Origin of the sequence: Streptomyces sp. NPDC048192 (genome assembly GCF_043202415.1) — a bacterium.
Lineage (GTDB): Bacteria > Actinomycetota > Actinomycetes > Streptomycetales > Streptomycetaceae > Streptomyces.
Genome location: NZ_JBIDAL010000002.1, coordinates 480,895 through 505,560, shown reverse-complemented (window position 1 = coordinate 505,560; position 24,666 = coordinate 480,895). Strand labels below are relative to the sequence as shown.

Here is a 24,666-nt window from a genome sequence, read left to right as displayed (position 1 = left end):
CGGCATTCCGTGCGCCGTCCTGCGGCTGGAAGGAAATGGTTCCGTGCAGTCCCCTCACCCCCCACGCCCGCCGTATCCACCGCTGCCCGGTTCGCCCGGGGAGTCCGACCGCAATCTCGCCGCCGGCCTCGGCGGCCCGCACGCCGTCCACCATCACGCCGTAGCCCTGCTGCTGGCCCGCCACTGGCGTGCCGCCCGCGACTACGCCACCGTCTGCCTGGCCTCGGCCGGACCGGCCGCCCACCTCGTCGCCACCGCCGCCTTCCACGAGGTTCTCGGCCGGATGGCCGCCGGAGCCGTCGGCGGCGCCCTGCGCCCGCAACTGCTCGCCGCCGTACGCGACACCGTCCGCGCCTGGGCCGCCGACGACGCGGCCTGCGCGACGCTGCCGGAATTGCGCAAACCCGCCGGCGGCCGCGGACTGCGCGCGACGAATCCCGGGACGCCGGAAAGACGGCAACTCGCCGAACGCGCATTCCGGGCACTTCCCGGCGCCTCGCAATGTCTTCTGTGGCACATCGAGGTGGAGGCCGAACCGATAAACATTCCCGCTGGTCTGCTGGGTATCGACCCGGCCACCGCGACGGCCGCACTGGAACAGGCGCGCGAGCAATTCAGAGCGGGATGCGTGCGCGCCCACCGGGAACTCGCCCCCACCAAGGAATGCCGCTTCTACAACCGGCTCCTGGACGTCCCCCTGCGCCGGGGCGACGCCCTGCTGCCCGACGTGCGCCGGCATCTGGCGGCCTGCGCGCACTGTAGGCACGCCGCCGAGACCTTCGGGCTGTTCCACGACAGCCCCGGCCTGCTGCTCGCCGAGACCGTCCTCGGCTGGGGCGCCCGCCGCTATGCCGACTCGCGTCCCGGGCGCGGAGCCGCCGAGGAGGTGCCGTACGGCCCGGCGCCCGAGCCGGCGGCGGGCGCCGGCGGCAGACACCGCACCACCGGTTCCGGCAGCCGCCATCGCACGGCGGTGGCCATCGGCGTCGGACTGGCCTCGCTCGCGCTGCTCGCCACCGTGCTCGTGGCCCGAAGCTGGTCCGACGACAACGCTGTCCCCGCGCCCGGCACCACCTGGGGCGCCCCCGCCGCCCGCACCACGCATCCGCGCGGCACCGGCGTCCTGCCCGTCACCTCCCCCTCCGCCGCCTCGGCCGGCGAACCCGTCGCGGTCGCCCGGGGCAGCCTGCGCGACCTCACCTCCGGACGCTGCCTGGACGTGCGCGGGAGCAGCGTCCGGGCCGGTGCCGGCGTCCGGCTTGCGCCGTGCACCTCCGCCGCCGCGCAGCAATGGGCGTACCAGGACGACGGATCGCTGCGCAGCGCCGCCGCCCCCTCCCTGTGCCTGGCCGCCGACCCGGACACGAGGACGGTGGCGCTGGCCGGCTGCGTCGCGCACGCCGGCGAGGAGGTCTACGACGTCACCGTGCACGGCGAGATCCTGCTGCGCCGCGGCGAGGGCCTCGCGCTCGCCCTGGACGCCGACGACGCGTCAGCCCGGGTGGTCCTGGCCCCGCGCGACGGTTCGCCGGACCAGCGCTGGCTGCTGCGCCCGGAGACGGGCGGGCGAGGGCGGCCCGGCACCGCGCCGGACGCGCCCGCAGGCGCCGGCGCGCACGGCGCGGCCGACGTGCCCGGGGGCCGCACACCGGGACACGCCCGCCGGGATGCCGACGGGCCGCCGTACGGGATCGCCGCACGCGGGAAAGAGGAGGGCGGCGGACCGGACGAGCCGACGGGTGTGGACGAGACCCGGATCGCCCAGGTCCGCCTCGGCCGGCGACAGCAGGGGCCCGGCCTCGGCCGGCGGCAGCAGAGATCCGGGCCCGTGGCGCCGGCCCGGGCGGAGCGCGCGGTGCACGGCGTGCTGCGTCCGGTCACCACGGTGACGGCGCCGGTGGGCGCGCTGCTCAACTGACCGGTACCGGGCCCGACGAGGTACGGCGGTCAGCCTCCGACGGCCCGGCGGTCACAGCACCTTGGCCCGGATCAGCGCGGACAGCAGCAGGGTGCCGGGCAGCAGCGGCACCCAGTCGGTCAGCACCCGGTAGCCGATGACCGTCGCGGTGGCCGCCGCCGGTGCGCAGCCGAAGGCGGCCAGCGTCCATACCAGCGCCGCGTCCACGGCGAACCCGCCCGGCGCCGGAACCGCGCCCACGGCCGTGCCCGCCGCCAGGTAGGCGAGCACCACGTGCTGCCACGGCAGCCCCAGCCCGAGCGAGGCGCCGACGCACGCGAGCGTGGCCCCCTGCACCAGCGGCATCGCCACCGCCCCGCCCCACAGGGCGAGCACCCGGCAGGGGCGCGTGTGCACCTCCCGGGCGTCGGCGAGAGCGGACCGCAGCAGCCCGGTCACCGGGCGCCGCAGCGGTCGTACGACGGTCAGCAGCACCCCCGCCGCCGCCACGGCGCCGCCCGCGGCGACAGCCGGGACCGGCAGCCGGCCGTCCGGGACCAGACCACCGAGGCGCCGCCAGGCCGGCGTCGCCGCGAGGAACACCAGCAGCACCCCGGTCTTGGCGGCGGACTTGGCCAGGGAGTACAGCCCGATCGACGCGGTGGCCCGGGCGGGCGGCACCCCCTGGGTCCGCAGGAAGCGCAGGGTGACGGCGTGCACGCCGAACCCGCCGGGCAGCGCGTGGTTGGCGGCGCCGGCGGCGAACTGCGAGGCCAGCAGCAGCCCCGGCCGCACCCGGTCCGGCAGCGCACCCTGCCGGACGCAGGCGGCCGCCACGCAGTTCAGGCCGGTCAGGCCGGCACCGGCCAGCAGCCACCCCGGATCGGCCGCGACCAGCCGCCGTACGCCCTCGTACACCACTGGCCGGTTGGCGACCGCCCATCCGGCGGCGAGCAGCACGGGAAGAAGGCACAGGGCCAGCCGCAGGCGCCGGGCCCCGAGGAGGGACGCCGGCCGGGAAGCGGGATCGGCGCTCGGGGCGGTGCGGAGCGGATCCCCGGGCAGGACGCGCGACGGGGCGGCGAGCGAGGGGGAGGGGGTGGCGAGCGAAGGGGAAGGGGAGGCGAGCGAGGGGGGAGGGGAGGCGAGCGAGGGGGGAGGGGAGGCGAGCGAGGGGGAGGGGGAGAGTGAGGACACGGGGACGTCGTCCTTCCGCAGCGGGCCCCACGGCGGGACCTGGAAAGGCGGGTCGGGCGAAACCGCGGGGAGCCTTCCCCACCCGCGTGACACGGGGATGTCCGAAAACCGAAGGCGCGGGGGCGGGACGGTGCCACCGAGCGATTGCGCGTACGCCGCCGTTCACCGCCGACCAGGTAGCCTTCCCTTGGGGCGCCCTTTACATGCGGCGGCCCCACCGGTCAGGGAAGGCGACAGGGGAGGATCCCGCGGTGCACGTCCAGGATTGGCTCGACTCGGTGCCCGCGGCCGCCGTCTACGCCGTGGTCGCCCTGGTGATCGGCTTGGAGAGCCTGGGCATCCCGCTTCCAGGGGAGATCATCCTGGTCTCGGCGGCGCTGATGGCCTCCCAGCACTCGGGCGTCAACCCGGTCGTCCTCGGCGCGTGCGCGACCGCGGGCGCCGTGATCGGCGACTCCATCGGCTACGCGATCGGCCGCAAGGGCGGACGGCCGCTGCTGGCCTGGCTGGCCAGGAGATTCCCGAAGCACTTCAGCGAGGGCCATGTGGCCACCGCGGAGCGGTCGTTCGAGAAGTGGGGCATGTGGGCGGTCTTCTTCGGCCGTTTCATCGCCCTGCTGCGCATCTTCGCCGGCCCCCTCGCCGGCGTCCTGCACATGCCGTACTGGAAGTTCCTGATCGCCAACGTCCTCGGCGGCGTCTGCTGGGCCGGCGGCACCACGGCGGCCGTGTACTACGTCGGTGTGGTCGCCGAGGGCTGGCTGAAGAAGTTCTCGTACGTGGGGCTTGCGGCGGCGGTGGCACTCGGCCTCGCCACCATGCTGATCGTCCAGCGCAAGGCGAAGAAGGCCCGGCAGCAGGTGGACCGCGAGGCGGAACCGGTCGGTGCCGGGGACTGAAACACCCCGCAACGGCCTAGCGATGCACGTCCTGGTGTGCCTTCGCGAGCTCCGCGTACATCGTGCCGTTGAGGGTGACGCCCTGCCGCTCCTCCTCGGTCAGTTCCCGCCGCACCTTCGCCGGCACCCCGGTCACCAGCGACCCGGGCGGTACGACCATCCCCTGCGGCACCAGAGCCTGGGCGGCGACGAGCGATCCGGCACCGATCACGGCCCCGTTCAGCACGGTCGCCCCCATCCCGACGAGGCAGTCGTCCTCCACGGTCGCCCCGTGCACGACGGCGTTGTGCCCGATGGACACCCGCTCACCGACCTTCACCGGAAACCCGGGGTCCGCGTGCAGGGTGACGTTGTCCTGGACATTGGCCTGCGCCCCCACGGTGATCTTCTCGACGTCGCCCCGGATCACCGCGCCGTACCAGACACTGGCCCCCGCGTGCAGCGTGACGTCGCCGATCACGGAAGCCGTCGGCGCGACGAACGCCTCCGGATCGACCTGCGGCTCCCTGCCGCCGATGCCCACGATCAGCGCCTGCTGTGTCATCACCGTCTCCTCCGTGTCCGTGACTACCCGCACGGTACGTCACGGGCTGGGGCAAAGATCACAGCAGCCCGCCCTCTCGCCGGACGCAACCGATGAGTAACGTAAGCCCGTGCCGAAGCCCAAGAACACGTTCTCGTCCTGGCGTCGCCGCGTCGCTCAGCGCGCGGTGCACGCTGCCTGGGCGTGGGTTCAGCGCACGGGTTCCGTCACCGCCGAGCATCCCGGCCGCCTGAGGTTCGGCTCGATCGGTGCGGCGACCCGGCTCGCCTTCCCGCTCGGCACGGTGTTCGGCGAACCCTGGATCCACCTCGGCTCGCACTGCATCATCGGCGAACAGGTCACGCTGACCGCGGGCCTGATGCCGGACCTGGACCTCGGGCCGGAGCCGATCCTGCGCATCGGCGACGGTGTCGTCCTCGGCCGGGGCAGCCATGTCATCGCGGACACGACGGTCACCATCGGCAGCGACTGCTACTTCGGCCCGTACGTCTACGTCACCTCCACCAACCACTCCTACGACGACCCCCACCAGCCGATCGGCAGGCAGTGGCCGCGCATGGAGCCCGTGGAGATCGGGCCGGGCTGCTGGATCGGCACCGGCGCGGTGATCCTGCCGGGCGCGCGGATCGGCCGGAACGTGGTCGTCGCGGCCGGCGCCGTGGTGCGGGGCACGGTGCCCGACCACGCCGTGGTGGCCGGAGCGCCCGCCCGGGTCGTCCGCCGCTGGACGCCGGACCAGGGCTGGCAGCCGCCGCTCAGGACCCCGCCGCCGATACCGATCCCGGAGGGCACGACCCCGGATCAGCTCCGCGCCCTCGCGGAACTCGACGAGGACGTGGTGGCCAGCCTCGCCCAACTGGAAACGGAGAGCTGACGCGGCCGGGACGCGGGGGCGCGGGATCGGCTCTGCAGGCACGACTCGGCAGGTGTGCGAAGCCGAGGGGCGGTTCGTGCGGGGTGCGGTGCACGGGGGCGGGCTCGGTTGTGCTCCGGGGGCCGGGGCCGGGGCCGGGGGCTGGCTCGGGTGGGTGTCCGAAGCCTGGGGCCGGTTGGCGCGGGGTCGGGGGCTCGCTCGGGTGGGCGTCCGGGGCCTGGGGCCGGTTCGCGCGGGGCGGGGGAGGAGGAGCGGCTCGGCTGCGGTCCTGGGCCAGAGCCGGCTTCGGTAGGCAACCCGAACCTGGGGTCCGCTCGCGGGGGATGTGGTGGATGGGGACGGGCTCGGCTGTGCTCCGGGGTGAGGAGCCGGCTCGGGTAGGCCCCCGAGAGCCTGGATCCGGTTCGCGCGGATGCGGGGATGAGCAGCGGCCCAGCTGTGCTCCCGGGCCAGGGGCCGACTCGGGTAGGGGTCCGGGAGCCGGGGCCCGGTTCGCGCGGATGTGTGGGGTGAGGAGCGGCCCGGCTGTGCTCCGGGGCGACGGGCCGGCTCGGGCAGGCGTCCGAAGGCTGGGGCCACTCGCGCAGGATGCGGGGGATGAGGGGCCGCTCGGATCCGGAACCAGGGGTCGGCGGCTGGGCGTCCGCAGTTCCGGGACGGATCAGCCCGTCGCCAGCAGGAGGGTGCCGAGGAGGGCCAGGCCCGCGCCTGCCGCCTGGATCGCGCGGAGCCGTTCGGCGAGGAAGCCGCGCGCGGCCAGCGCCGTCACCACCGGGTACAGCGAGGCGAGCACGGCCGCCACGGTGACCGGCCCGTGCTGTGCGGCGACGGCGTAGGTGCCGTTGGCGGCCACGTCGGCGAGTCCGACGAAGGCCAGCGCGGGCAGCGAGGCCCAGGGGAAGCCGCCCTCGGGCACCGCCCGGCCGCCGCGCCGGACGGAGACGGCGAGCGCGGCCCCGCCGACGGCGACATTCGTCAGCCGCTGCACGAACAGTGCGAGGAACAGGCCGGTGACGGTCGTCGAGGCCTCCGTGATCAGGGCGAAGACCGTGCCGAACCCGAGGGCCGCGATCAGCGTGAGCAGGATCGTCTGCCGCTGGACGGGCGCCCCGCGCAGCTGTGGTCCGCCCGCGAGCACGACACCCGTGACGGCGACCGCGATGCCCGCGACCTGGAGCAGTCCGGGCCGCTCGCCGAGGACGAGGCCCACGCTCACCGGCACGGCCACGCTCAGCGTCGCGAGCGGTGAGACGACCCCCATGGGGCCGAGCGCGAGGGCCTTGTAGAAGGAGAGCAGGGCGATCGGTCCCACCAGTCCGGCGGCGAACGCGAACCACAGGCGGGGCCCGGCCTCGCCCCACCCGCCGGTCGCCACGACGATCGCGCCCAGCACGGCCGCCGCGATGGCCTGCGAGACGACCACGACCGTCAGCGCGGGCGTCCGTCGTGTCAGCAGCCCGCCCCCGAAGTCGGCCAGCCCCCACAGAAGGCTGGTGATCAGGGCGAAGAATGCTGTCACGGCCGGCCTCGCAGTACAGTTTGATGAACGATCGGGTGCACCTCACGGTAGTGCAGTGGAGTGAACTCTGTCATCCCGAATATTGAACTTCCGGGACGCCCGGACCCGACCCACGGGCCTGCCCGGACCTCTTCCCGATGGACGTGATGTGTCGGACCTCGACCTGCTGACCCAGTCCCTGGCGCGCAACGTCAAGCGCTGGCGCACCGAGCGCGGCTTCACCCTGGACGCGCTCGCCGCGCGCGCGGGGGTCAGCCGCGGCATGCTGATCCAGATCGAGCAGGCCCGCACCAACCCCAGCATCGGCACCGTCGTCAAGATCGGTGACGCGCTCGGCATCAGCATCACCACACTGCTCGACTACGAACAGGGCCCCGCCGTCCGCATCGTCCCCGCCGACCAGGCCGTACGGCTCTGGCACACCGACGCCGGCAGCTACAACCGCCTCCTCGCCGGCACGGAGGCGCCCGGCCCGCTCGAGATGTGGGACTGGCGGCTGATGCCGGGGGAGCAGAGCCCCTCCGAGCCGCACCGCGTGGGCACGGTCGAACTCGTCCATGTCACCGCGGGCGAGCTGACCCTCACCGTGGACGGCGTCAAGCACCTGGTGCCGACCGGCGCGAGCGCCACCTTCGAGGCCGCGACCGCGCACATCTACGCCAACGAGGGCGATGTGCCGATGGAGATGGTGATGGCCGTCTCGGTGCCCCCGGTCCGCTGAGCCGCGCCGGCGCGGCTGTTAGCGTGCGGGCATGCGCGCACCCATCGGAGAATTCGACACCGCCACCCCCGTCACGGACTGCCTCGAGGAGCTGACCGCGCCGGTCGCCGACGCCGTACGCGCATGGCGGGGCGCGGTTCCCGCCGACCGCGTCCTCTACGTCGAGACCGACCCGCGCTGGGCCGACACGGCCGTCTTCGTGGAGCACTACGGCCGCGATCTGCTGGAGCGGTCGGCGAACTGCGTGGTGGTCGCGGGCAAGCGGGGCGGCGAGACCACCCTTGCCGCATGTCTGGTGCTCTCCACCACGCGGGTCGACGTCAACGGCGTCGTACGCCGCCAACTCGGCGCCCGCAAGGCGTCTTTCGCCTCCATGGAGACGGCGACCGGGGAGACCGGCATGGAGTACGGCGGCATCACCCCCGTCGGACTGCCCGCCGGCTGGCCGGTGTTCATCGACGCGGCCGTCGTCGACCTGCCCTACGTCCTCGTCGGCAGCGGACGCCGGCGCGGCAAGCTGCTGGTGCCGGGCAAGGCCCTCGCGGAACTGCCGGGTGCGGTGGTCCTGGAGGGGCTCGGGGTCGCCTGACCGCTGGCCGGCGGATCGCCTGAGACCACCGCCCGGCGCGTCCGTTCCACGACGGGAACGGCAGGCCAGGCCGGGCGGGGACGGCAGGTCCGGCCGGGCAGGGACGGCAGTCCGGCCCCGGCGGGAATGGTCTGCGCCGGGACGCGGGCTCACGCCGGCGCGTGGTGGGCCAGAACCCCATGGGGGTCGCGCTCGCCCGGCGCCGGGGCGGGGTCGGCGTGCACCAGCGCGGCCGTCAGCCTCGGTACGGCGTGCAGCAGGGCGTGTTCCGCCTCCACGGCGATCGCGTGGGCCTGCCGCAGCGTCGCGTCGCCGTCCACCACCACCGCGAGTTCGGCGCGCAGCCGGTGCCCGATCCAGCGCAGCCGCAGTTCGCCCACCTCCCGCACGCCCGGCACCCCCCGCACCGCCCGCTCGGCCCGGTCCACCAGCGCCGGGTCGACGGCGTCCAGCATCCGGCGGAACACCTCACGCGCGGCGTCCCGCAGCACCAGCACGATCGCGGCCGTGATCGCCAGCCCCACGACCGGGTCGGCCGGGTGCCAGCCCAGCGCCGAGCCGCCGGCGCCCACCAGGACCGCCAGCGAGGCGAAACCGTCCGTGCGGGCGTGCAGGCCGTCGGCGACGAGCGCGGCGGAGCCGATCCGCCGGCCCACCCGGATCCGGTACCGGGCCACCCACTCGTTGCCCACGAACCCGGCCAGCGCGGCCGCCGCGACCGCGGGGACGTGCGCGACCGGGCGCGGATCGAGCAGCCGCCCCACGGCCGCCCAGGCGGCGAAGGCCGCCGACGCGGCGATGGTCAGCACGATCACCAGCCCCGCCAGATCCTCGGCGCGCCCGTAGCCGTAGGTGAACCGGCGGGTCGCCGCCCGTCGGCCCAGCAAGAAGGCGATGCCGAGGGGAACGGCGGTCAGCGCGTCCGCGGCGTTGTGCACGCTGTCGCCGAGCAGCGCGACCGAGCCGGAGACGGCCACCACGGCCGCCTGCGCCAGCGCGGTCGCCCCCAGCACGGCCAGCGACACCCACAGCGCCCGCATCCCGTGCGCCGAGGCCTCCATGGCCGGGTCCAGCTTGTCGGCGCTGTCGTGGGAGTGCGGGGTGAGCAGATGCGCCAGGCGGTGGCGGAGACCGGGCTTGTGGGGGTGGTCCTCATGCGTGTGGCCGTGCCGATGGGTGTGGACCCCGTGATCGTCCGCCTGCGTGTGAGCGTGGCCGTCGTGGCCGGGGCCGTGGCCGTGTGCGTGGCCCGTGTGCGCGTGGGTGTGACCTCCGTGGCCGTGCTCATGGCCCTGGGTGTCCCCGTGGCGGGGTGCGTGCCGGTCGTTCACGTGGGTCCCCTTCCGTGTGCGGGAGTGGACGCGCGGCGCCCACCGGACCATTATGTGCGTATGAGCGCACGCATGCACCTGTCACCTGCGCACCATGCGCACCCGCGCAGCCCCGGCGAGGAGCAGTTCGCGCTCGCCGCCGAGCTGATGGCCCTGCTCGGCGACCGCACCCGGCTGACCCTGCTGCACGCCCTGACGACCGGCGAGGCCGACGTCACGACGCTCACCGAGGCGTGCGGCGCGGCCCGTCCCGCCGTCAGCCAGCACCTGGGCCGGCTGCGGCTCGCGGGACTGGTGAGGACCCGCAAGGAGGGCCGCCGGGTGATCTACTCGCTCCCGCACGGACATCTGCGCCGGCTGGTGGAGGAGGCGCTGAAGACGGCGGACCACCTGCTCGCCGAGCGGCCCGCCGCGGGTCAGTAGGCGGCGGCCGTCCCGAGGTACTGCTCGGCGAAGGCGGCCGCCGCGGCCGGCGAGGTGAACAGCCGGCGCAGCCGGGCCAGCGTGGTGCCGGCGCGGAACGGATCGCCGGACGCCACCCCGTGGTAGATGTCCGACAGCCACTGCGAGAACTCCTGGTAGTCCCACACCCGGCGCAGACAGGCGTCCGAGTAGCCGTCCAGCCCGCTGCCGTCGCCCTTCGTGACGTACGCGGCGAGCGCGTCGCCGAGCAGGAAGGCGTCGTGCAGGGCGAGGTTCAGGCCCTTGGCCGCGATGGGCGCGACCAGGTGACCGGCGTCCCCGGCGAGGAACAGCCGCCCGTGGACGAGGGGTTCGACGACGTAGTGGTGCATGTCCAGGACGCGCTTCTCGATGAGCCGGCCCTCGGTGAGCGGAGGCGCACCGGCCGCGCCGAGCCGCTCGCGCAGTTCGGTCCAGACCCTGTCGTGCGGCCAGTTCTCCGGATCGTCGCCGGGCGGGCACTGGAGATAGAACCGGGTGACCTCGGGGCTGCGCGGCATCTGCCCGGCGAAGCCGCGCGGATGGACGCCGAACAGCACGCAGTCCGTGGACGGCGGCGTCTCCGCGAGCAGCGCCAGCCAGCCGATGCCGTCGTCCTGCCGCGCGATCCGCCGCCGCCCGGCGGGTATCGCGTCCCGGGTCACCCCGCGCGCCCCGTCGCAGCCCGCGACGAAGTCGCAGCGCAGCAGCCGCCGTTCGCCCGTGTCCGGGCACAGGTACGACACCGCGGGACGGCCGGAGTCCGGGTCGTGAAGCGTGACGTCCCGCACGCCGAACCGGATGTCGCCGCCGCGGACGTCGGCGTACTCCCGCAGCAGGTCCGTCACCAGCAGCGGCTGCGGATAGACGTAGTGACGACGGCCCGTCAGAGCGGCGTACTCGAAGCGGTGGCGCTCGCCGGCGAAGCGGAACTCGCAGGCGGTGTGCGACTCGGCCCGCTCCGGGAGCCGTGCGGACAGCCCGCGGCGGTCCAGTTCGCGCACCGCCCATTCCTCGATCACCCCGGCGCGCGGCCGTGTCTCGACGAAGTGCCGGCTCTCGGTCTCCAGGACGACGCAGTCGACGGAGGCGGCCCGCAGGATGCCGCCGACGGTGAGCCCGGCGGGCCCGGCGCCCACGACGACCACCGTACGGCGTTCTTCGGGCGCGGAGCCGAGGTGGGGGGAAGGGGAGATCATCCCCGCATTATGACGGTGTCCCGTCAGCCGTGACCGGCCGACGGGACACCAGGGGAGAGCGGGTCAGTGCGCGGGGGCGTCGGTGACGACGACCTCCTCGATGTCACGCTCGATCTGCTCGGGCTCCGAGGCGGTCGCCTTGGCCCAGTAGTAGATGGCGAGCGAGAACACCGCGACGACCAGGATGTCCCACCACAGCGGCAGGTCACCGGTACCGCCGAAGGTGCTGAAGTAGGAGATCACGCCGATGCCCGCCAGGTAGGGCAGCAGCCACTGCGCGGCCTTGAAGTCCAGCCGCGGCGCGCCCGGCAGGTTCTTGCTGATCGCGTACCAGGCGTAGGAGCCGAGCAGCACGTAGCCGATCAGGATCGCGCAGCCCAGACGCCACAGGGTGTCCCAGCCGGACCAGAAGATGATCAGGTTGGCGATCACGAAGGACAGCGGGGAGATGATGTTGCCCGCGGGCAGCTTGTACGGACGCTCGTGGTTCGGCAGCCGGTCCTTGAAGACGCCGTAGGCCAGCGGGGCGCCCGCGTACATCAGCACGCTCGCCGAGGTGATGAAGCTGACGAGCTCCTGCCAGCTCGGGAACGGCAGGAAGCAGATCACGCCGGTCACGAACGAGATGGCGAGGCCGAACCACGGCACACCGCGCTTGTCCGTCTTGGCGAACACCTTCGGCGCGTAGCCGTTCTTGGCCAGGCCGTAGGAGATGCGGGAGGTGGCCGTGGTGTAGATCAGGCCGGTGCCTCCGGGGGAGATGATCGCGTCGGCGTACAGGACCCAGGCCAGCCAGCCGAGGCCGCACAGCGTGGCGAGACCCGCCCAGGGGCCGCTGATGCCCACGTAGTTGAGGTTCTCCCAGCCCTTGGCGAAGGAGGCGTGCGGCAGGGCGGCGATGAACACGACCTGGAGCAGCAGGTAGATCACGGCGCCGATCGCCACCGAGCCGAGCGTGGCGCGCGGCAGGTCGCGCTTCGGGTTGCGGCTCTCACCGGCCAACTGGATCGCCTGCTCGAAGCCGAGGAGAGCGAAGATGATGCCGCTGGAGCTGATCGCGCCGAGCACGCCCGCGGCGCCCTTCGGGGCGAAGCCCTCGGAGGTGAAGTTGCCGGGGTGGAAGTTGCCGATGGCGATGATGAAGATCGCCGCGAGCGGGACCGCGATCTTCCACCAGGTGGCGGCGCTGTTGGTGTGGGCGAGGATGCGGACGCCCAGGAAGTTCACCGCGACGAACACCGCCATCAGCAGCACGGCGACGGCGATGCCGCTGGCCGTGAGCGTGCCGTTGGCGCGCTGGAAGCCGTCGGCGAAGTGCCAGTGCTTGGCGTAGCCGATCATGGCCTCGACCTCGATCGGTGCCACCGTCGCGGCCTGGAGCCAGGAGAACCAGCCGAAGGACATACCGGCCAGGCCGCCGAAGGCGTAGTGCGGGTAGCGGGCGGTACCGCCGGCCACCGGGAACATGCCGCCGAGTTCGGCGTGCACGAGAGCCAGCAGCACGATGGCCACCGCCCCGATCACCCACGAGATGATCGCAGCGGGGCCGGCCGCCGCTACAGCCTTCTCGGCACCGAAGAGCCAACCGGACCCGATGATGGAGCCGACCGAGGCCCACATCAGTCCGATGAGTCCGACGTCGCGTCGCAGACCACCGGTGTCGCTTGTGGCTACCGGTGCAGCCTGGTCGACTTGTGCCATGTCAAGTGGCCTCTCAGTTCTGTACGCAGCATTAACGAGCAAGGAGGCCACAGGCTAGGGATGCTTTCCGAGTCAGCAAAAGAGTGTTAACCAAGTTTTGACCCGGGATCTTCGCTGTCTTGGGCGCACGCTGGGTCACGGTCTTGTCACAGGTCAGATGCCCAGTGCGAATGTCAATATTCAGCGGCCAATTGTGAGTAGAACGCTAGATTCGCTAGCCCAGAAGGGGAATTTCGATCGCCGGGCACCGGTCCATGACCATGTCCAGACCGGCCGATCGGGTACGGTTGTAGGCTGCCTCGTCCACGACGCCGAGCTGGAACCACACGGCCCGCGCGCCCTTCGCCACGGCCTCGTCGGCCACCGCGCCGGCCAGCTCGCTGTTGACGAAGACGTCGACCACGTCCACGTCGAAGGGGATCTCCGCCAGGGAGGCGTAACCCCGCTCGCCGTGCACGGTCGCGGCCTTCGGATGCACCGGCACGATCCGCTTGCCGTACCGCTGCAGCACCTGCGCCACGCCGTACGCCGCCCGGCTGCGGTTGTCGGACAGGCCGACCACCGCCCAGGTGTCGCCCAGCTCCGTCAGGATCCTGCGGATCGTCGCCTCGTCGCCGTACACGGCCGCCTCCTCGGGCTGCGGGAAACTCCTCGCCTGCGCAACATCGGCGAGCCGGGTCCGGATTCCCGGGTGCCCCATGGCGCCACCATGCCCCGAACGCGCCCGAGATGCCTGCGCGCGACCGCCCGGCCGCCTACGCTCACCCCGTGCTGCGCATCCTCGACGCCCGAACCGGTGAGCTGGTCCCCGCCGCTCCCGCCCGCCGCGGCCTGACCCGTGTCGAGGCCCACGCCTGCGGCCCCGACCCGACGTCCCTGCGGGTCCTGCTCACCGCCGACCTCCTGGCCCGCGCCCTGGAACTGGACGGCACCCCGGTCTGGACGACCCTGGCCGCCCCCCACGGCGCCGCCGGTCTGAACACCGCGGCGACCACCCTGTCCATCCGTCCCTTCGAGGACGCCCGCGACCTCACGCCGGGCCTGCCGAGGACCCGGGCGATCCAGGTCACGGCCGACCGCACGACCGCCTCCGGCCCCGGGCCGGTGATGCAGGTCGCACCGGTGGAGTGGACGGGCGAGGAGCCGGTGAGCGGACGGAACGCGTCCTCGCCGGGGTCCGGGGCGGCCACCGGCCGCGCCGCCGAGCCCGGGTCCGAACAGGCCGGAGCGGACACCGCCCGCCTCCTTCCGGACGCCCTGCTCGCCGACCCCGCCGCTCTCCGGCTCGCGCTGCTCTCCGTCCCGCGGCGGGAGCGGGTGCGGCTGGATCCCGGTGCGCTGGCGGAGGCCGGCGCACGCCTGGCGCGGTGGCGGCGGGCCGTCGCCGGGTGGGCGAGGCAGCCGTCGCGGCCCGTGCCGGAGGAGGTGCGGGAGCGGCTGCGCTCCGCATGGGAGGACGACCTCGACCTGCCCGGAGTGCTGGACGTGCTGCGGGACGTCGAGCGCGACCCGGACCTGCCCGACGGAGCCCGGTTCGAGACGTATGTCTACGCCGACCGCCTGCCGGCCCTCGACCTCGCCCGCGACCTCGGGAGCCCGGCGTGATCGCGCGGGCGGACGCGGGCCCGCTGCGCCGGCTGGTCGTCCTGCGGCACGCCAAGTCCGCCCGGCCCGAGGGTGTCGCGGACCACGCCAGGCCCCTCGCCCCGCGCGGGCTGCGCGACGCCCCCGCCGCCGGGCGCGCCCTCGCCGAGGCCGACTGCCTGCCCGACCTCGCCCTGTGCTCCACGGCCGTACGCGCCCGCCGCACCTGGGAGCTGGCCTCCGCCGAATGGGGCACCCCGCCGCCGGTGCGCTACGACCGGCGGCTGTACGGGGCGGGCGTACCCGAGCTGCTGGAGGCGGTCCGCGAGACGCCGCCCCACGTGGAGACGCTGCTGCTGGTCGGGCACAACCCGGGCATCGAGGAGCTGGTCCTGGAGCTGGCCGGGGACGGTCTCGACGACACGCTGGACCGGGTGCGGACGAAGTTCCCTACCTCCGCGATCGCCATCCTCTCCTGGCACGGCCCCGGCTGGTCCGCCCTCGGCCCCGGCACGGCCCTGCTGACCTCGCTGGCCGTACCGCGCGGGGCGAAGAAGTAGCGCCTACGCGCGCGTGCGACCGCCCGAGCCGTACCGACCCGCACACACGCGTGCCCGACCGCCCGCGTCCCCGGCACGCGCCGTGACCGGCGCCTGCGGGCACCGCATAGGCTGACCGGATGCAGGACGAGTACCGCACGGTCGCCCGCGCGGGCGTGCACGAGATCGAGATCAACCGCTCCCGGTTCCTGTGCGCCCTCGCCCCGGCCGCCACCGAGCAGGAGGCGCAGGACTTCGTCGCGTCCGTGCGCAAGGAGCACGCCGACGCCACGCACAACTGCTGGGCGTACGTCATCGGCGCCGACGCCTCCGTGCAGAAGGCCAGCGACGACGGCGAGCCGGGCGGCACGGCGGGCGTCCCCATGCTGCAGATGCTGCTGCGCCGGGAGATGCGCTACGTCGTCGCGGTCGTCACCCGGTACTACGGAGGCGTCAAGCTCGGCGCCGGCGGGCTCATCCGCGCCTACGGCGGAGCCGTCGGCGAGACCCTGGACGTGCTCGGCACGCTCACCCGGCGCCGATTCCGGCTGGCCACGGTGACCGTCGACCACCAGCGGGCCGGGAAGGTGCAGAACGACCTGCGCGCCACCGGGCGCGAGGTCCGCGACGTCCGCTACGGCGAGCAGGTCGCCATCGAGATCGGGCTGCCGGACGCCGACGTGGACGCCTTCCGCGCCTGGCTCGCCGACGCGACGGCGGGAACGGCCGGCTTCGAACTGGGCGGCGAAGCCTACGGAGATGTGTGACGTTCAGTTCAATTCCGGCATAACGGGCAGCGTTTCGGCGGGTCATCACGGGCTGATACGGGAGTAACCGCCCGTGATGTCAGACCCGGCCGTTAGTCTCGGGGATCATGAGACTCCTGCACACGTCCGACTGGCATCTCGGCCGGGCCTTCCACCGGGTGAGCATGCTCGGGGCCCAGGCCGGGTTCATCGGTCACCTGGTCGCCACCGTGCGCGAGCGCGCGGTGGACGCGGTGGTCGTCGCGGGCGATGTGTACGACCGCGCGGTGCCCCCGCTCGCCGCGGTCGAGCTGTTCGACGACGCCCTGCACCGCCTCGCGGACCTCGGCGTGCCCACGGTGATGATCTCCGGCAACCACGACTCCGCCCGCCGGCTCGGCGTCGGCGCCGGACTCATCGACCGCGCGGGCATCCACCTGCGCACCGAGCCCTCCGCCGTCGCGACCCCGGTCGTGCTGGCCGACGCCCACGGCGACGTCGCCTTCTACGGCCTGCCGTACCTAGAACCCGCCCTGGTGAAGGACGAGTTCGGGGTCGACAAGGCCGGCCACGAGGCCGTGCTGAGCGCCGCCATGGACCGGGTCCGCGCCGACCTCGCCACGCGCCCGCCCGGCACCCGCTCGGTCGTCCTCGCGCACGCCTTCGTCACCGGCGGCCAGGCCAGCGACAGCGAGCGGGACATCACCGTCGGCGGGGTCGCCGCCGTACCGGCCGGAGTCTTCGACGGCGTCGACTACGCGGCCCTCGGCCATCTGCACGGCTGCCAGACCATCACCGAGCGCGTGCGCTACTCGGGCTCCCCGCTCGCGTACTCCTTCTCCGAGGCCGGCCACCGCAAGAGCATGTGGCTCGTCGACCTCGGCGCCGACGGCTCCGTGACCGCCGAGCGCGTCGACTGCCCGGTGCCGCGCCCGCTGGCCCGCATCCGGGGCGACCTGGAGGACCTGCTCGCCGATCCCGCGCTCGCCCGCCACGAGGAGGCGTGGGTCGAGGCCACCCTCACCGACCCGGTCCGCCCCGCCGACCCGATGGCCCGGCTCACCGCACGCTTCCCGCACACCCTCAGCCTCGTCTTCGCCCCCGAGCGGGCGCCCGACGACCCCGAGGTGTCCTACGCCCGGCGGCTCGCCGGCCGCAGCGACCAGCAGATCGCCGAGGACTTCGTCGCCCATGTGCGCGGCGCCGGACCCGACGAGCAGGAGGCGGCCGTCCTGCGCGAGGCCTTCGACACCGTGCGCGCCGACGACGCCGTCCGGGAGGTGGCCCGGTGAGGCTGCACCGGCTCGACATCACCGCGTTCGGTCCCTTCGGCGGCTCCCAGAGCGTCGACTTCGACGCCCTGTCCGCCGCCGGGCTGTTCCTGCTGCACGGCCCCACCGGCGCCGGCAAGACCTCCGTCCTGGACGCCGTCTGCTACGCCCTGTACGGCTCCGTCCCCGGCGCCCGGCAGAGCGGCCAGGGCATGCACCTGCGCAGCGACCACGCCGACCCCCGCACCCGCACCGAGGTCCGCCTCGGCCTCACCGTCGCCGGCCGCCGCCTGGAGATCACCCGGCAGCCGCCCTGGGAGCGGCCCAAGCTGCGCGGCAAGGGCACCACCGTCGACAAGGCCCAGACCTGGCTGCGGGAGTACGACGCCGAGGCGGGCGTCTGGCGCGACCGCAGCCGCTCCCACCAGGAGGTCGGCGAGGAGATCACCCAGCTGCTCGGCATGAGCCGCGAGCAGTTCTGCCAGGTCGTCCTGCTGCCCCAGGGCGACTTCGCGCGCTTCCTGCGCGCCGACGCCGAGGCCCGCGGCCGGCTGCTGGGCCGCCTCTTCGACACCCAGCGGTTCGCGGACGTCGAGAAACGCCTCGCCGAACGCCGCCGCGGCACCGAGGCACGCGTGCGCGACGGCGACGCGGCGCTGCTCGCCGACGCCCACCGCATGCAGCAGGAGGCCGGCGACGCCATGGAGCTGCCGGAGCTGGACCCGGGCGATCCCGGCCTGGCCGACGCCGTCCTCGGCGCCGCCGCCGTCGCCCGCTCCACCGCGCGCGAACGCCTCACCGTCGCCCACTGTCGCCTCACCGCCGCCGAGTCCGCCCATGCCCAGGCCCGGCGCGCCCTGGACGAGGCCCGCGAACTCGCCCGGCTGCAGAGCCGGTTCGCCGAGGCCCGGCGGCGCGCCGAGCGGCTCCAGGAGCGGGCCGGCGCCCACCAGGAGGACCAGCGGCGCATGGAGCGGTCCCGCAAGGCGGAGGCCGTCGCGCCCGCACTGGAGCTGCGCCGGGCCGCCGAGGAGGACCACCGCAGGGCGGCCGCGGCCGAGACACACGCGCGTGGCCTGCTCAACGGCTCCCACGCCGACGCGGGCGCGGCCGGACTCGCCGCCGCCGCACGCCGGGCCGCCGAGGAACTGGGCGGCCTCGACGCCGCCCGGCGCGCCGAGCGCCGGCTCGCCGAGCTGGCCGAGGAGCGCTCCGGCCTCGACCGCCAGGAGCGCGCCGACGACGACGTGCTCCGCGAGGCCGACGCCTGGCTCGCCGGCTGGGACACCACCCGCGCGGCACTGCAGTCCCGCGTCGACGCCGCGCAGGAGGCCGCCACCCGCGCCGAACAGCTCGCCGTCCAGCGCGAACCGATGGCGAGGCGCCTCGACGGGGCCCGCACCCGGGACCAGCTCGCCGCGGACCTCCAGGACGCCCAGCGCCAGGCGCAGGCGTCCGGGCAGCGCGCCCTCGACGCCCGCGCCCACTGGCTCGACCTCAAGGAACAGCGCCTGAACGGCATCGCCGCCGAACTGGCCGCCCACCTCACCGACGGCGAGCCCTGCGCCGTGTGCGGAGCCACCGAACACCCCGCACCGGCCCGCAAGGTCGCCGGACACGTCGACCGCGAGACCGAGGAACAGGCCCACCGCGCCTCCCGGCAGGCCGACCGGCAGCACACCGAGGACGAGCGCCGGCTCGGCGTCGTCCGCGAGGCCCTGGCCGCCGCCACCGCCGAGGCGGGCGACACACCCACCGCCCGGCTGGAGGCCGAGGCCGCCGAGCTGGAGGAGGAGTACGCCCGCGCCCGCCGCGCCGCCTCCGCGCTGCACGCCGCCCACGAGGACCTGCGGCGCGCCGAGCAGGAGCGCGAGCGGCGCCTCGCCGACCGCCAGCAGGCCGCCGTACGGGCCGCCTCCCGGCTCGCCCGGCGCGACACCCTGGAGCGCGAACAGGCGCAGCTGGAGGCCGAGTTGGCACAGGCGCGCGGCACCCTGGGCAGCGTGGCCGCCCGCGCCGCCCAGCTGGAGCGGCAGACGGCGCTGCTCACCGACGCCGCCGACGCCGTACGCGCCGCCGAGGACGCCGCCCAGCGTCTGAAGGACGCCGACGCCCGGCTCGCCGACGCCGCCTACCGCGCCGGCTTCGACACCCCGCAGGACGCGGCCGCCGCCCTCCTGGACGCCGCCGCCCACCGCGAGCTGCAGCACCGCCTGGACGACTGGCAGACGGAGGAGGCCGCCGTACGCGCGGTGCTGGCCGAGGCCGACACCGCGGCGGCCGCCCAGCGCCCGCCCGCCGACCTGGCCGCCGCCGAGCGCGCGGCGGCCACCGCCGAGCACCGGCTGCGCGCGTCGGCGTCGGCGCGCGACGCGGCGGCCCGCTGCTGCGCCGAGCTGGACCGCCTCTCCACGCGCGCCGCCGAGGCCATACGACGCCTCGCGCCGCTCCGCGAGGAGTACGACCGGGTCGCCCGGCTCGCCGCCCTCACCGCGGGCACCTCCGCCGACAACGAGCGCAAGATGCGCCTGGAGTCGTATGTGCTCGCGGCCCGCCTCGAGCAGGTCGCCGCCGCCGCGACCGCCCGGCTGCAGCGCATGTCGTCCGGCCGCTACACCCTCGTGCACTCCGACGACCGCACCGGACGCGGCCGCAGCGGACTCGGGCTGCACGTGGTCGACGCCTGGACCGGGCGCGAACGCGACACCGCCACCCTGTCCGGCGGCGAGACCTTCTTCGCCTCCCTCGCCCTCGCCCTCGGCCTCGCCGACGTCGTCACCGACGAGGCCGGCGGGGTCCGCCTCGACACCCTCTTCATCGACGAGGGCTTCGGCAGCCTCGACGACCAGACCCTCGACGAGGTCCTGGACGTCCTGGACTCCCTGCGCGAACGCGACCGCAGCGTCGGCATCGTCAGCCACGTCGGCGACCTGCGCCGCCGCATCCACGCCCAGCTGGAGGTCGTCAAGGGCAGATCGGGGTCGGCGCTGCGCCAGCGGGGCGTCTGACCGGTCAGCGGCCCAGCGCGCGCCGGGGCAGCGGGGAGGAGTACACGACGCTCGTGGTCACCGAGCCCAGCGCGCCGATCCTGCCGGAGATCTCCTCCAGGTGCCCCATGGACCGGGCGGCGACCTTGATGACGAAGCAGTCGTCGCCCGTCACATGGTGCGCCTCCAGGATCTCCGGCGTCGCGGCCACGAGGTCGTGGAAGGGCTTGTAGTTGCCGTTCGGATAGCGCAGCCGCACGAACGCCAGGATCGGCAGCCCGAGCCGCTCGGGGTCGACCACCGCCGCGTACCCCTGGATCACGCCCGCCCCCTCCAGCCGGCGGACCCGTTCGGTGACGGCGCTCGGCGACATGGAGACGGCCCGCGCCAGCTCGGCGTAGCTGGCCCGGCCCTCCCGCTGGAGGACCTCGAGAATGCGCCAGTCGGTGGCGTCCGGGGAATACACGGTCATCACGGATGGATAGCAGGGAAATCCCGGCCCGGGCAAGGCCGGCGCCGTGGATCTCCGCTTCAGACGGCGGGCGCAGGGCCGTAGATTCCATGCCATGATCACCAACGCCGTTCAGGCCTCCGCGAACCCCGTCCTGCGCGTCGCGCCCGCCGCCCCCGCCGAGGCCGCCGCCTACTTCCGGGCCAGTCTGGCCTTCCACGCCGACGTCTCCGACGTGGCCGCCGCGCTCGCGGCCGGCGGCGACCCCGGATTCGTCCTCGTGGACTCCCGCTCCACCGAGGCCTGGGACCAGGGCCACGTCCCCGGCGCGGTCCACCTGCCCACCGCGCTCATCCCCGAACAGGCCGAGCAGCTCCTGGACAGATCCGTGCCCGTGGTGACGTACTGCTGGGGCCCCGGCTGCAACGGCGCCACCCGCGCCGCCCTCGCCCTCGCCGAACTCGGCTACCAGGTCAAGGAGATGCTCGGCGGCTTCGAGTACTGGGCGCGCGAGGGCTTCGCGTACGAGACCTGGCAGGGTCAGGAGCAGCGCGCCGCCGACCCGCTGACCGCGCCCGTCGAAGGCGAGTGCGGCTGCTGATCGACACCCGGGTAGATTCCCTGCCCATGGCTCGATATGCGGGTCCAGGCGCGCTGGAGTGGGTGGAATCGGGCGGCGGCCCGCTGATCGCCGTCCCCGAGACGGTGCTGCCCTTCTGGGCGGGCGCCGACAGCGAGGAACTCGACACGGACTACGACCGCGCCTGCGAGGTCGACGGGTACGTCGGCCTGCTGCCCGTCGGCGACAGCGCGGCCCTGGTGTTCGGCGACGAACCGGCCTCCACCTCCTACCTTCCCGAACACGCCACCTTCGTACGGTGGTCGGCTGCCAACTCCGAGGCGGAACTGCTCGCGACGGTCCCCGCCGCCCTGGACACGGCCGTGTGGGGCGGCGAGGTGCGCTGGCGGGTGCCGGGCCCCGTGCTGCTCTTCGACTCGGCCTGGCCGGGAGCGGCCGCCGAGCGCACCGAGCACCTGCGGGTGCCGCTGGAGGCGGGCACCTACGCGGTACGGGCCGCGTATGTGCAGCCGGGTCCGGAGACCTGGGTCGGGCTGGTACGGCTCAGCCGGGTCCCCACGCCCTGACCGTCAGGGATTCACTCCGTCGAAGACGACGTTAAGATGCCGGGGCCCGCGCAGCACCGCGTTCTGCCGGTACGGCGGCGGGTCCTCGGCCAGGCGGGGGTTGTCCAGTCTCCGGGCCAGTTCGGACAGCGCGATCTGCGTCTCCAGACGGGCCAGCGGAGCGCCGAAGCAACTGTGGATGCCGCTGCCGAAGCCCAGGTGCTGGAGGTCCTCGCGGTCCGGGTCGAAGCGCTGCGGGTCCTTGAAGCGTTCCGGGTCACGGTTGCCCGCCGCCAGGACCAGCCACATGCGCGCACCCTTGGGGATGGTGACCCCGCGCACCTCGATGTCGGTGATGGTGGTGCGCTGCGGCACGATCTGCACCGGCGGCTCGTAGCGCAGCAGCTCCTCCACCACCCGCACCGACAGGCCCGGGTCCTGCCGCAGACGCGTCAGGACGTCCGGGTGGCGCAGCAGGGTCAGCATGCCGTTCGTGATCAGGTTGACCGTCGTCTCGTGGCCGGCGATCAGCAGCAGCACCGCGGTGCTGAGCACCTCCATCATCGTCATGGCGCCCTCGGGACCGCGGCTGTCGACCAGGTCGGACAGCAGGTCGTCCTGCGGCTCCTTGGTGCGCTGCTCCACCAGCCCGGCCAGGTACATCCCGAGCTGCATCCGCGCCTCCCGCGCCTGCTGCGCGAACTCCGGACCGGGGTTCAGGCGGGTCTCCGGGTCGAGCGAGGCGACCAGCGGATCGACCCAGCCGCGGAAGCGGGGCTCGTCCTCCCGGGGCACCCCGAGCAGCCGGCAGATCACCGTCACCGGGAACGGATATGCGAACTGGTCGACCAGGTCGATCTGGCGGCCCTCGCCGAAACCGTCGATCAGGCCCTTGACCGTGGCCGCCATGTCGCCCCGCAGGTCGTCCACCCGGCGCGGCCGGTGCGGCGGCCCGAAGGCGCTGTTGGCGATCCGCCGCAGCCGGTCGTGCTCGGGCGGGTCGAGCCGCAGGAAGGACGGCGGGAGCCCGCCCGTCTCCTCCCCCTGGGCCAGCGGGTCCTCGCCGGCGGCGGCGAGGTTGGCGGAGTCGGAGCTGACCCGGGGATCGTGCAGCAGGGCCTCGATGTCGTAGTACGAGCTGAAGATGTACGGGCCGCCCTCCTCCTCGTGCAGCACCGGGGTCTTACGGAGCTCCTCGTACAGCGGGTACGGGTCGGCGCGGTTGGCGAAGTCGGTGATCCGGCGGAACAGCGGCGTGTGCGTCATGACGCGTCCTTGGGGCATCGGGCCGGGCGGCGGTCAGTGGCGGGCGGGGTGGAAGACCAGCTGGCGGCGGTCAGTGGCGGGCGGGGTGGAAGACCAGCTGCTGGTCGGCCGGCGAGTAGCCGCTGAGGGTCACGGTGGGGCCGTGCGTCGGCAGCGACGGGTCGGGGAAGTCGGACGCCACCGGCTGCCGCCCCTCGGGCCGCCGGTCCATCGTCGGGAACTCCACCGGGAACGGCGCGCCCCGCTCGATCTGCCGGGCGTAGAACTCCAGCCACCTCGTGTTGTCGAAGCTCACGGCGGCGATCACCCGGCCCTGGTGGCCGTAGACGCCGACGAACCGGCGCTCGGCCAGCGAACCCTGCGTGATCATGAGCTGCTCGCCCATGGGCGGCACGCCGACCGACTTGATGTTCACGCCGAACATCGACGACCAGAACGCCGGCATCCACAGGTGCGGGCGCCGCTCGGCGCCGTGGCAGATCATGTTGTGCGCGGCCGTCTCCGCCTGGGCGACGGCATTGCCCCAGTGCTCCAGCGACAGGAACTGGTAGCCGAACAGCGCGTGCGGGGAGCGCGCCACGTCACCGGCGACGAACACGTCGTCGGTGACGATCCCCCGGAAGTCGAAGGCACGGCAGCCCGCGTCGCAGGCGACGCCGCGCGGCCCGGCGCCCAGCCCCGACCCGGCCAGCCAGTCGGTGTTGCGCAGCGAGCCCAGCGACACCACGACCACGTCCGCCTCGACGACGCTCTCGTCGGACAGATGGACGGCCCGCACCCTGCCCACCGCGTCGCCCTCCAGCGCGGTCACCGTGACATGCGTGCGCAGGTCCACGCCGTTCTCGGTCTGCAGATCGGCGGCGACCGCGCCGATCACCCCGCCGAGCGCGCCCACCAGCGGCGCCCCGGCGCGCTCGGCCACCGTGACGGCCAGGCCCATCTCCCGGCAGGCCGAGGCGACCTCCGAACCGGCGAAGCCCGCGCCGATGACGAACACCCGGCGCGGACCGGCCTTCAGCCGCCGGCACAGATCGGCCGCGTCGTCCCGGGTCCGCAGCAGGCAGACCCCGTCCAGCCGGGCCTCCTCCTCCTTCGGCCAGGGCCGGGCGCGCACACCGGTCGCGATGAGCAGCCGGTCGTACTCCACCTCGTCCCCGTCGGCCAGCCGGACCCGCTTGGCCGTCAGGTCCAGCCCGCTCGCCGCGACGCCGAGCCGCCACTTGGCGTCGATCTCCCGCCGGTGCGGCAGCTCCGTGTGGCGCGGGGAGGCCTTGCCCAACAGGACCGACTTGGACAGCGGCGGCCGGTCGTACGGCTCGTACGGCTCGTCACCGATCAGGGTCAGCTCCCCGGCGAAGCCCTCCGCGCGCAGCGTCTCGGCGGCACGCAGGCCGGCGAGCGACGCGCCGACGATCACGATCCGGCCCTCGCGCCGCAGCCACTCGACGTAGTCAGCGCACATCGGACGCCTCCCGGGCGGCCTGCGTGCCTGTCCCGTCCACACCGTCCAGCCCGTCCGCGGTGATCGCCCCTACCGGGCAGGCGGCGACGGCGCGGGCCAGCCTCTCCCGCTGCTCCTCGGGCGCGTGCGGGTTGTAGATCAGGGCCTCCTCGCCGTGCATGGCGAAGACGTCGGGCGCCAGGAACGCGCACTGGGCGTACCCCTGACACTTGTTGAGGTCGACGACGAGCCGCATCGGTGCTCCGCCCTTCCGGTGGCCAGGTCCGGTGTGCGCCGGCCGGATCGCTCGGCAGCCCGGACGGCGGTCATGTCCCGAGTGCCAG

General features: G+C 74.3%; 24 protein-coding genes. 13 read left to right on the top strand and 11 right to left on the bottom strand.

What is annotated here, in order from left to right:
• Positions 1-43 precede the first annotated feature (43 nt).
• Positions 44-1,918 carry a ricin-type beta-trefoil lectin domain protein gene (locus ACGFZN_RS05185; protein WP_393857100.1) on the top strand — a complete coding sequence of 625 codons (1,875 nt, stop codon included), beginning with the start codon at positions 44-46 and terminating at the stop codon, positions 1,916-1,918.
• A gap of 51 nt (positions 1,919-1,969) precedes the next feature.
• Here the strand turns inward: ACGFZN_RS05185 and ACGFZN_RS05180 are convergent, their stop codons facing one another.
• Positions 1,970-3,094 carry a YbhN family protein gene (locus ACGFZN_RS05180; RefSeq protein WP_393857099.1) on the bottom strand — a complete coding sequence of 375 codons (1,125 nt, stop codon included), beginning with the start codon at positions 3,092-3,094 and terminating at the stop codon, positions 1,970-1,972.
• 251 nt (positions 3,095-3,345) lie between these two features.
• On the opposite strand from ACGFZN_RS05180, the gene ACGFZN_RS05175 reads away from it, so the two are divergent.
• A complete protein-coding gene (locus ACGFZN_RS05175; protein WP_393857098.1) occupies positions 3,346-3,993 on the top strand; it encodes a DedA family protein in 648 nt (215 codons plus the stop codon).
• A 16-nt stretch (positions 3,994-4,009) separates the two neighbouring features.
• Here the strand turns inward: ACGFZN_RS05175 and ACGFZN_RS05170 are convergent, their stop codons facing one another.
• Complete coding sequence (locus tag ACGFZN_RS05170) at positions 4,010-4,537, bottom strand: gamma carbonic anhydrase family protein (RefSeq protein ID WP_393857097.1); 528 nt, start codon at positions 4,535-4,537, stop codon at positions 4,010-4,012.
• A gap of 109 nt (positions 4,538-4,646) precedes the next feature.
• On the opposite strand from ACGFZN_RS05170, the gene ACGFZN_RS05165 reads away from it, so the two are divergent.
• Positions 4,647-5,411, top strand: coding sequence for an acyltransferase (locus ACGFZN_RS05165; protein ID WP_393857096.1), 765 nt, complete (start codon positions 4,647-4,649; stop codon positions 5,409-5,411).
• Positions 5,412-6,072: 661 nt separating this feature from the next.
• On the opposite strand, the gene ACGFZN_RS05160 is transcribed toward ACGFZN_RS05165, so the two are convergent.
• Positions 6,073-6,930 (bottom strand): EamA family transporter, encoded by an 858-nt coding sequence (locus ACGFZN_RS05160; protein ID WP_393857095.1) that lies wholly within the window; start codon positions 6,928-6,930, stop codon positions 6,073-6,075.
• 148 nt (positions 6,931-7,078) lie between these two features.
• On the opposite strand from ACGFZN_RS05160, the gene ACGFZN_RS05155 reads away from it, so the two are divergent.
• Both ACGFZN_RS05155 and ACGFZN_RS05150 read left to right on the top strand, forming a co-directional pair.
• A complete protein-coding gene (locus tag ACGFZN_RS05155) occupies positions 7,079-7,651 on the top strand; it encodes a helix-turn-helix domain-containing protein (protein WP_393857094.1) in 573 nt (190 codons plus the stop codon).
• A gap of 31 nt (positions 7,652-7,682) precedes the next feature.
• Positions 7,683-8,240 carry a YbaK/EbsC family protein gene (locus tag ACGFZN_RS05150; RefSeq protein WP_393857093.1) on the top strand — a complete coding sequence of 186 codons (558 nt, stop codon included), beginning with the start codon at positions 7,683-7,685 and terminating at the stop codon, positions 8,238-8,240.
• Positions 8,241-8,389: 149 nt separating this feature from the next.
• Here ACGFZN_RS05150 and ACGFZN_RS05145 read toward each other — a convergent pair whose 3' ends face one another.
• Entirely contained in the window at positions 8,390-9,571 is a 1,182-nt protein-coding gene (locus ACGFZN_RS05145) for a cation diffusion facilitator family transporter (RefSeq protein WP_393857092.1), read from the bottom strand.
• A 60-nt stretch (positions 9,572-9,631) separates the two neighbouring features.
• Between ACGFZN_RS05145 and ACGFZN_RS05140 the strand changes: the two genes are divergently transcribed.
• On the top strand, positions 9,632-9,994 hold the full coding sequence (locus tag ACGFZN_RS05140) for an ArsR/SmtB family transcription factor (RefSeq protein ID WP_393857091.1): 363 nt from the start codon (positions 9,632-9,634) through the stop codon (positions 9,992-9,994).
• Here the strand turns inward: ACGFZN_RS05140 and ACGFZN_RS05135 are convergent.
• From ACGFZN_RS05135 to ACGFZN_RS05125, 3 genes are all read right to left on the bottom strand, one after another.
• Positions 9,988-11,211 carry a 4-hydroxybenzoate 3-monooxygenase gene (locus ACGFZN_RS05135; protein ID WP_393857090.1) on the bottom strand — a complete coding sequence of 408 codons (1,224 nt, stop codon included), beginning with the start codon at positions 11,209-11,211 and terminating at the stop codon, positions 9,988-9,990. The genes ACGFZN_RS05140 and ACGFZN_RS05135 overlap by 7 nt on opposite strands.
• 63 nt (positions 11,212-11,274) lie before the next feature.
• Positions 11,275-12,912, bottom strand: coding sequence for an APC family permease (locus ACGFZN_RS05130; protein ID WP_393857089.1), 1,638 nt, complete (start codon positions 12,910-12,912; stop codon positions 11,275-11,277).
• A 214-nt stretch (positions 12,913-13,126) separates the two neighbouring features.
• A complete protein-coding gene (locus tag ACGFZN_RS05125; protein WP_393857193.1) occupies positions 13,127-13,534 on the bottom strand; it encodes a CoA-binding protein in 408 nt (135 codons plus the stop codon).
• A 107-nt stretch (positions 13,535-13,641) separates the two neighbouring features.
• Between ACGFZN_RS05125 and ACGFZN_RS05120 the strand changes: the two genes are divergently transcribed.
• The 5 genes from ACGFZN_RS05120 (at position 13,642) to ACGFZN_RS05100 (ending at position 20,060) form a co-directional block, all read left to right on the top strand.
• Positions 13,642-14,517: a hypothetical protein gene (locus ACGFZN_RS05120; RefSeq protein WP_393857088.1), complete on the top strand. Its 876-nt coding sequence runs from the start codon at positions 13,642-13,644 to the stop codon at positions 14,515-14,517.
• Complete coding sequence (locus tag ACGFZN_RS05115) at positions 14,514-15,056, top strand: SixA phosphatase family protein (RefSeq protein WP_393857087.1); 543 nt, start codon at positions 14,514-14,516, stop codon at positions 15,054-15,056. Before ACGFZN_RS05120 ends, ACGFZN_RS05115 begins: the two co-directional genes overlap by 4 nt.
• Positions 15,057-15,175: 119 nt before the next feature.
• Positions 15,176-15,802: a YigZ family protein gene (locus ACGFZN_RS05110; protein ID WP_393857086.1), complete on the top strand. Its 627-nt coding sequence runs from the start codon at positions 15,176-15,178 to the stop codon at positions 15,800-15,802.
• A gap of 107 nt (positions 15,803-15,909) precedes the next feature.
• Positions 15,910-17,073 carry an exonuclease SbcCD subunit D gene (locus ACGFZN_RS05105; RefSeq protein ID WP_393857085.1) on the top strand — a complete coding sequence of 388 codons (1,164 nt, stop codon included), beginning with the start codon at positions 15,910-15,912 and terminating at the stop codon, positions 17,071-17,073.
• Positions 17,070-20,060: an AAA family ATPase gene (locus ACGFZN_RS05100; protein ID WP_393857084.1), complete on the top strand. Its 2,991-nt coding sequence runs from the start codon at positions 17,070-17,072 to the stop codon at positions 20,058-20,060. Before ACGFZN_RS05105 ends, ACGFZN_RS05100 begins: the two co-directional genes overlap by 4 nt.
• 4 nt (positions 20,061-20,064) lie before the next feature.
• Here the strand turns inward: ACGFZN_RS05100 and ACGFZN_RS05095 are convergent, their stop codons facing one another.
• Positions 20,065-20,511 (bottom strand): Lrp/AsnC family transcriptional regulator, encoded by a 447-nt coding sequence (locus tag ACGFZN_RS05095; protein WP_393857083.1) that lies wholly within the window; start codon positions 20,509-20,511, stop codon positions 20,065-20,067.
• Between the two features lie 94 nt (positions 20,512-20,605).
• On the opposite strand from ACGFZN_RS05095, the gene ACGFZN_RS05090 reads away from it, so the two are divergent.
• Together ACGFZN_RS05090 and ACGFZN_RS05085 are read left to right on the top strand one after the other, a co-directional pair.
• Positions 20,606-21,091 (top strand): rhodanese-like domain-containing protein, encoded by a 486-nt coding sequence (locus ACGFZN_RS05090; RefSeq protein WP_393857082.1) that lies wholly within the window; start codon positions 20,606-20,608, stop codon positions 21,089-21,091.
• A 26-nt stretch (positions 21,092-21,117) separates the two neighbouring features.
• Entirely contained in the window at positions 21,118-21,636 is a 519-nt protein-coding gene (locus ACGFZN_RS05085) for an immunity 21 family protein (RefSeq protein ID WP_393857081.1), read from the top strand.
• A 3-nt stretch (positions 21,637-21,639) separates the two neighbouring features.
• Here the strand turns inward: ACGFZN_RS05085 and ACGFZN_RS05080 are convergent, their stop codons facing one another.
• From ACGFZN_RS05080 to ACGFZN_RS05070, 3 genes are all read right to left on the bottom strand, one after another.
• The gene (locus tag ACGFZN_RS05080) at positions 21,640-22,881 is read right to left on the bottom strand and encodes a cytochrome P450 (RefSeq protein WP_393857080.1); all 1,242 of its coding nucleotides are present in this window, start codon (positions 22,879-22,881) and stop codon (positions 21,640-21,642) included.
• Between the two features lie 70 nt (positions 22,882-22,951).
• Positions 22,952-24,343: an NAD(P)/FAD-dependent oxidoreductase gene (locus tag ACGFZN_RS05075; RefSeq protein ID WP_393857079.1), complete on the bottom strand. Its 1,392-nt coding sequence runs from the start codon at positions 24,341-24,343 to the stop codon at positions 22,952-22,954.
• On the bottom strand, positions 24,333-24,578 hold the full coding sequence (locus tag ACGFZN_RS05070; RefSeq protein ID WP_393857078.1) for a ferredoxin: 246 nt from the start codon (positions 24,576-24,578) through the stop codon (positions 24,333-24,335). Before ACGFZN_RS05070 ends, ACGFZN_RS05075 begins: the two co-directional genes overlap by 11 nt.
• Between the last annotated feature and the right edge of the window lie 88 nt (positions 24,579-24,666).

Excerpts from the sequence above, each read along its gene's own strand:
- ACGFZN_RS05150 (WP_393857093.1), top strand. The coding sequence starts at position 7,683 with ATGCGCGCACCCATCGGAGAATTCGACACCGCCACCCCCGTCACGGAC.
- ACGFZN_RS05120 (WP_393857088.1), top strand. The coding sequence starts at position 13,642 with ATGCCTGCGCGCGACCGCCCGGCCGCCTACGCTCACCCCGTGCTGCGC.
- ACGFZN_RS05140 (WP_393857091.1), top strand. The coding sequence starts at position 9,632 with ATGAGCGCACGCATGCACCTGTCACCTGCGCACCATGCGCACCCGCGC.
- ACGFZN_RS05135 (WP_393857090.1), bottom strand. The coding sequence starts at position 11,211 with ATGATCTCCCCTTCCCCCCACCTCGGCTCCGCGCCCGAAGAACGCCGT.
- ACGFZN_RS05110 (WP_393857086.1), top strand. The coding sequence starts at position 15,176 with ATGCAGGACGAGTACCGCACGGTCGCCCGCGCGGGCGTGCACGAGATC.
- ACGFZN_RS05170 (WP_393857097.1), bottom strand. The coding sequence starts at position 4,537 with ATGACACAGCAGGCGCTGATCGTGGGCATCGGCGGCAGGGAGCCGCAG.
- ACGFZN_RS05090 (WP_393857082.1), top strand. The coding sequence starts at position 20,606 with ATGATCACCAACGCCGTTCAGGCCTCCGCGAACCCCGTCCTGCGCGTC.
- ACGFZN_RS05070 (WP_393857078.1), bottom strand. The coding sequence starts at position 24,578 with ATGCGGCTCGTCGTCGACCTCAACAAGTGTCAGGGGTACGCCCAGTGC.
- ACGFZN_RS05095 (WP_393857083.1), bottom strand. The coding sequence starts at position 20,511 with ATGACCGTGTATTCCCCGGACGCCACCGACTGGCGCATTCTCGAGGTC.
- ACGFZN_RS05085 (WP_393857081.1), top strand. The coding sequence starts at position 21,118 with ATGGCTCGATATGCGGGTCCAGGCGCGCTGGAGTGGGTGGAATCGGGC.
- ACGFZN_RS05105 (WP_393857085.1), top strand. The coding sequence starts at position 15,910 with ATGAGACTCCTGCACACGTCCGACTGGCATCTCGGCCGGGCCTTCCAC.
- ACGFZN_RS05080 (WP_393857080.1), bottom strand. The coding sequence starts at position 22,881 with ATGACGCACACGCCGCTGTTCCGCCGGATCACCGACTTCGCCAACCGC.
- ACGFZN_RS05075 (WP_393857079.1), bottom strand. The coding sequence starts at position 24,343 with ATGTGCGCTGACTACGTCGAGTGGCTGCGGCGCGAGGGCCGGATCGTG.
- ACGFZN_RS05130 (WP_393857089.1), bottom strand. The coding sequence starts at position 12,912 with ATGGCACAAGTCGACCAGGCTGCACCGGTAGCCACAAGCGACACCGGT.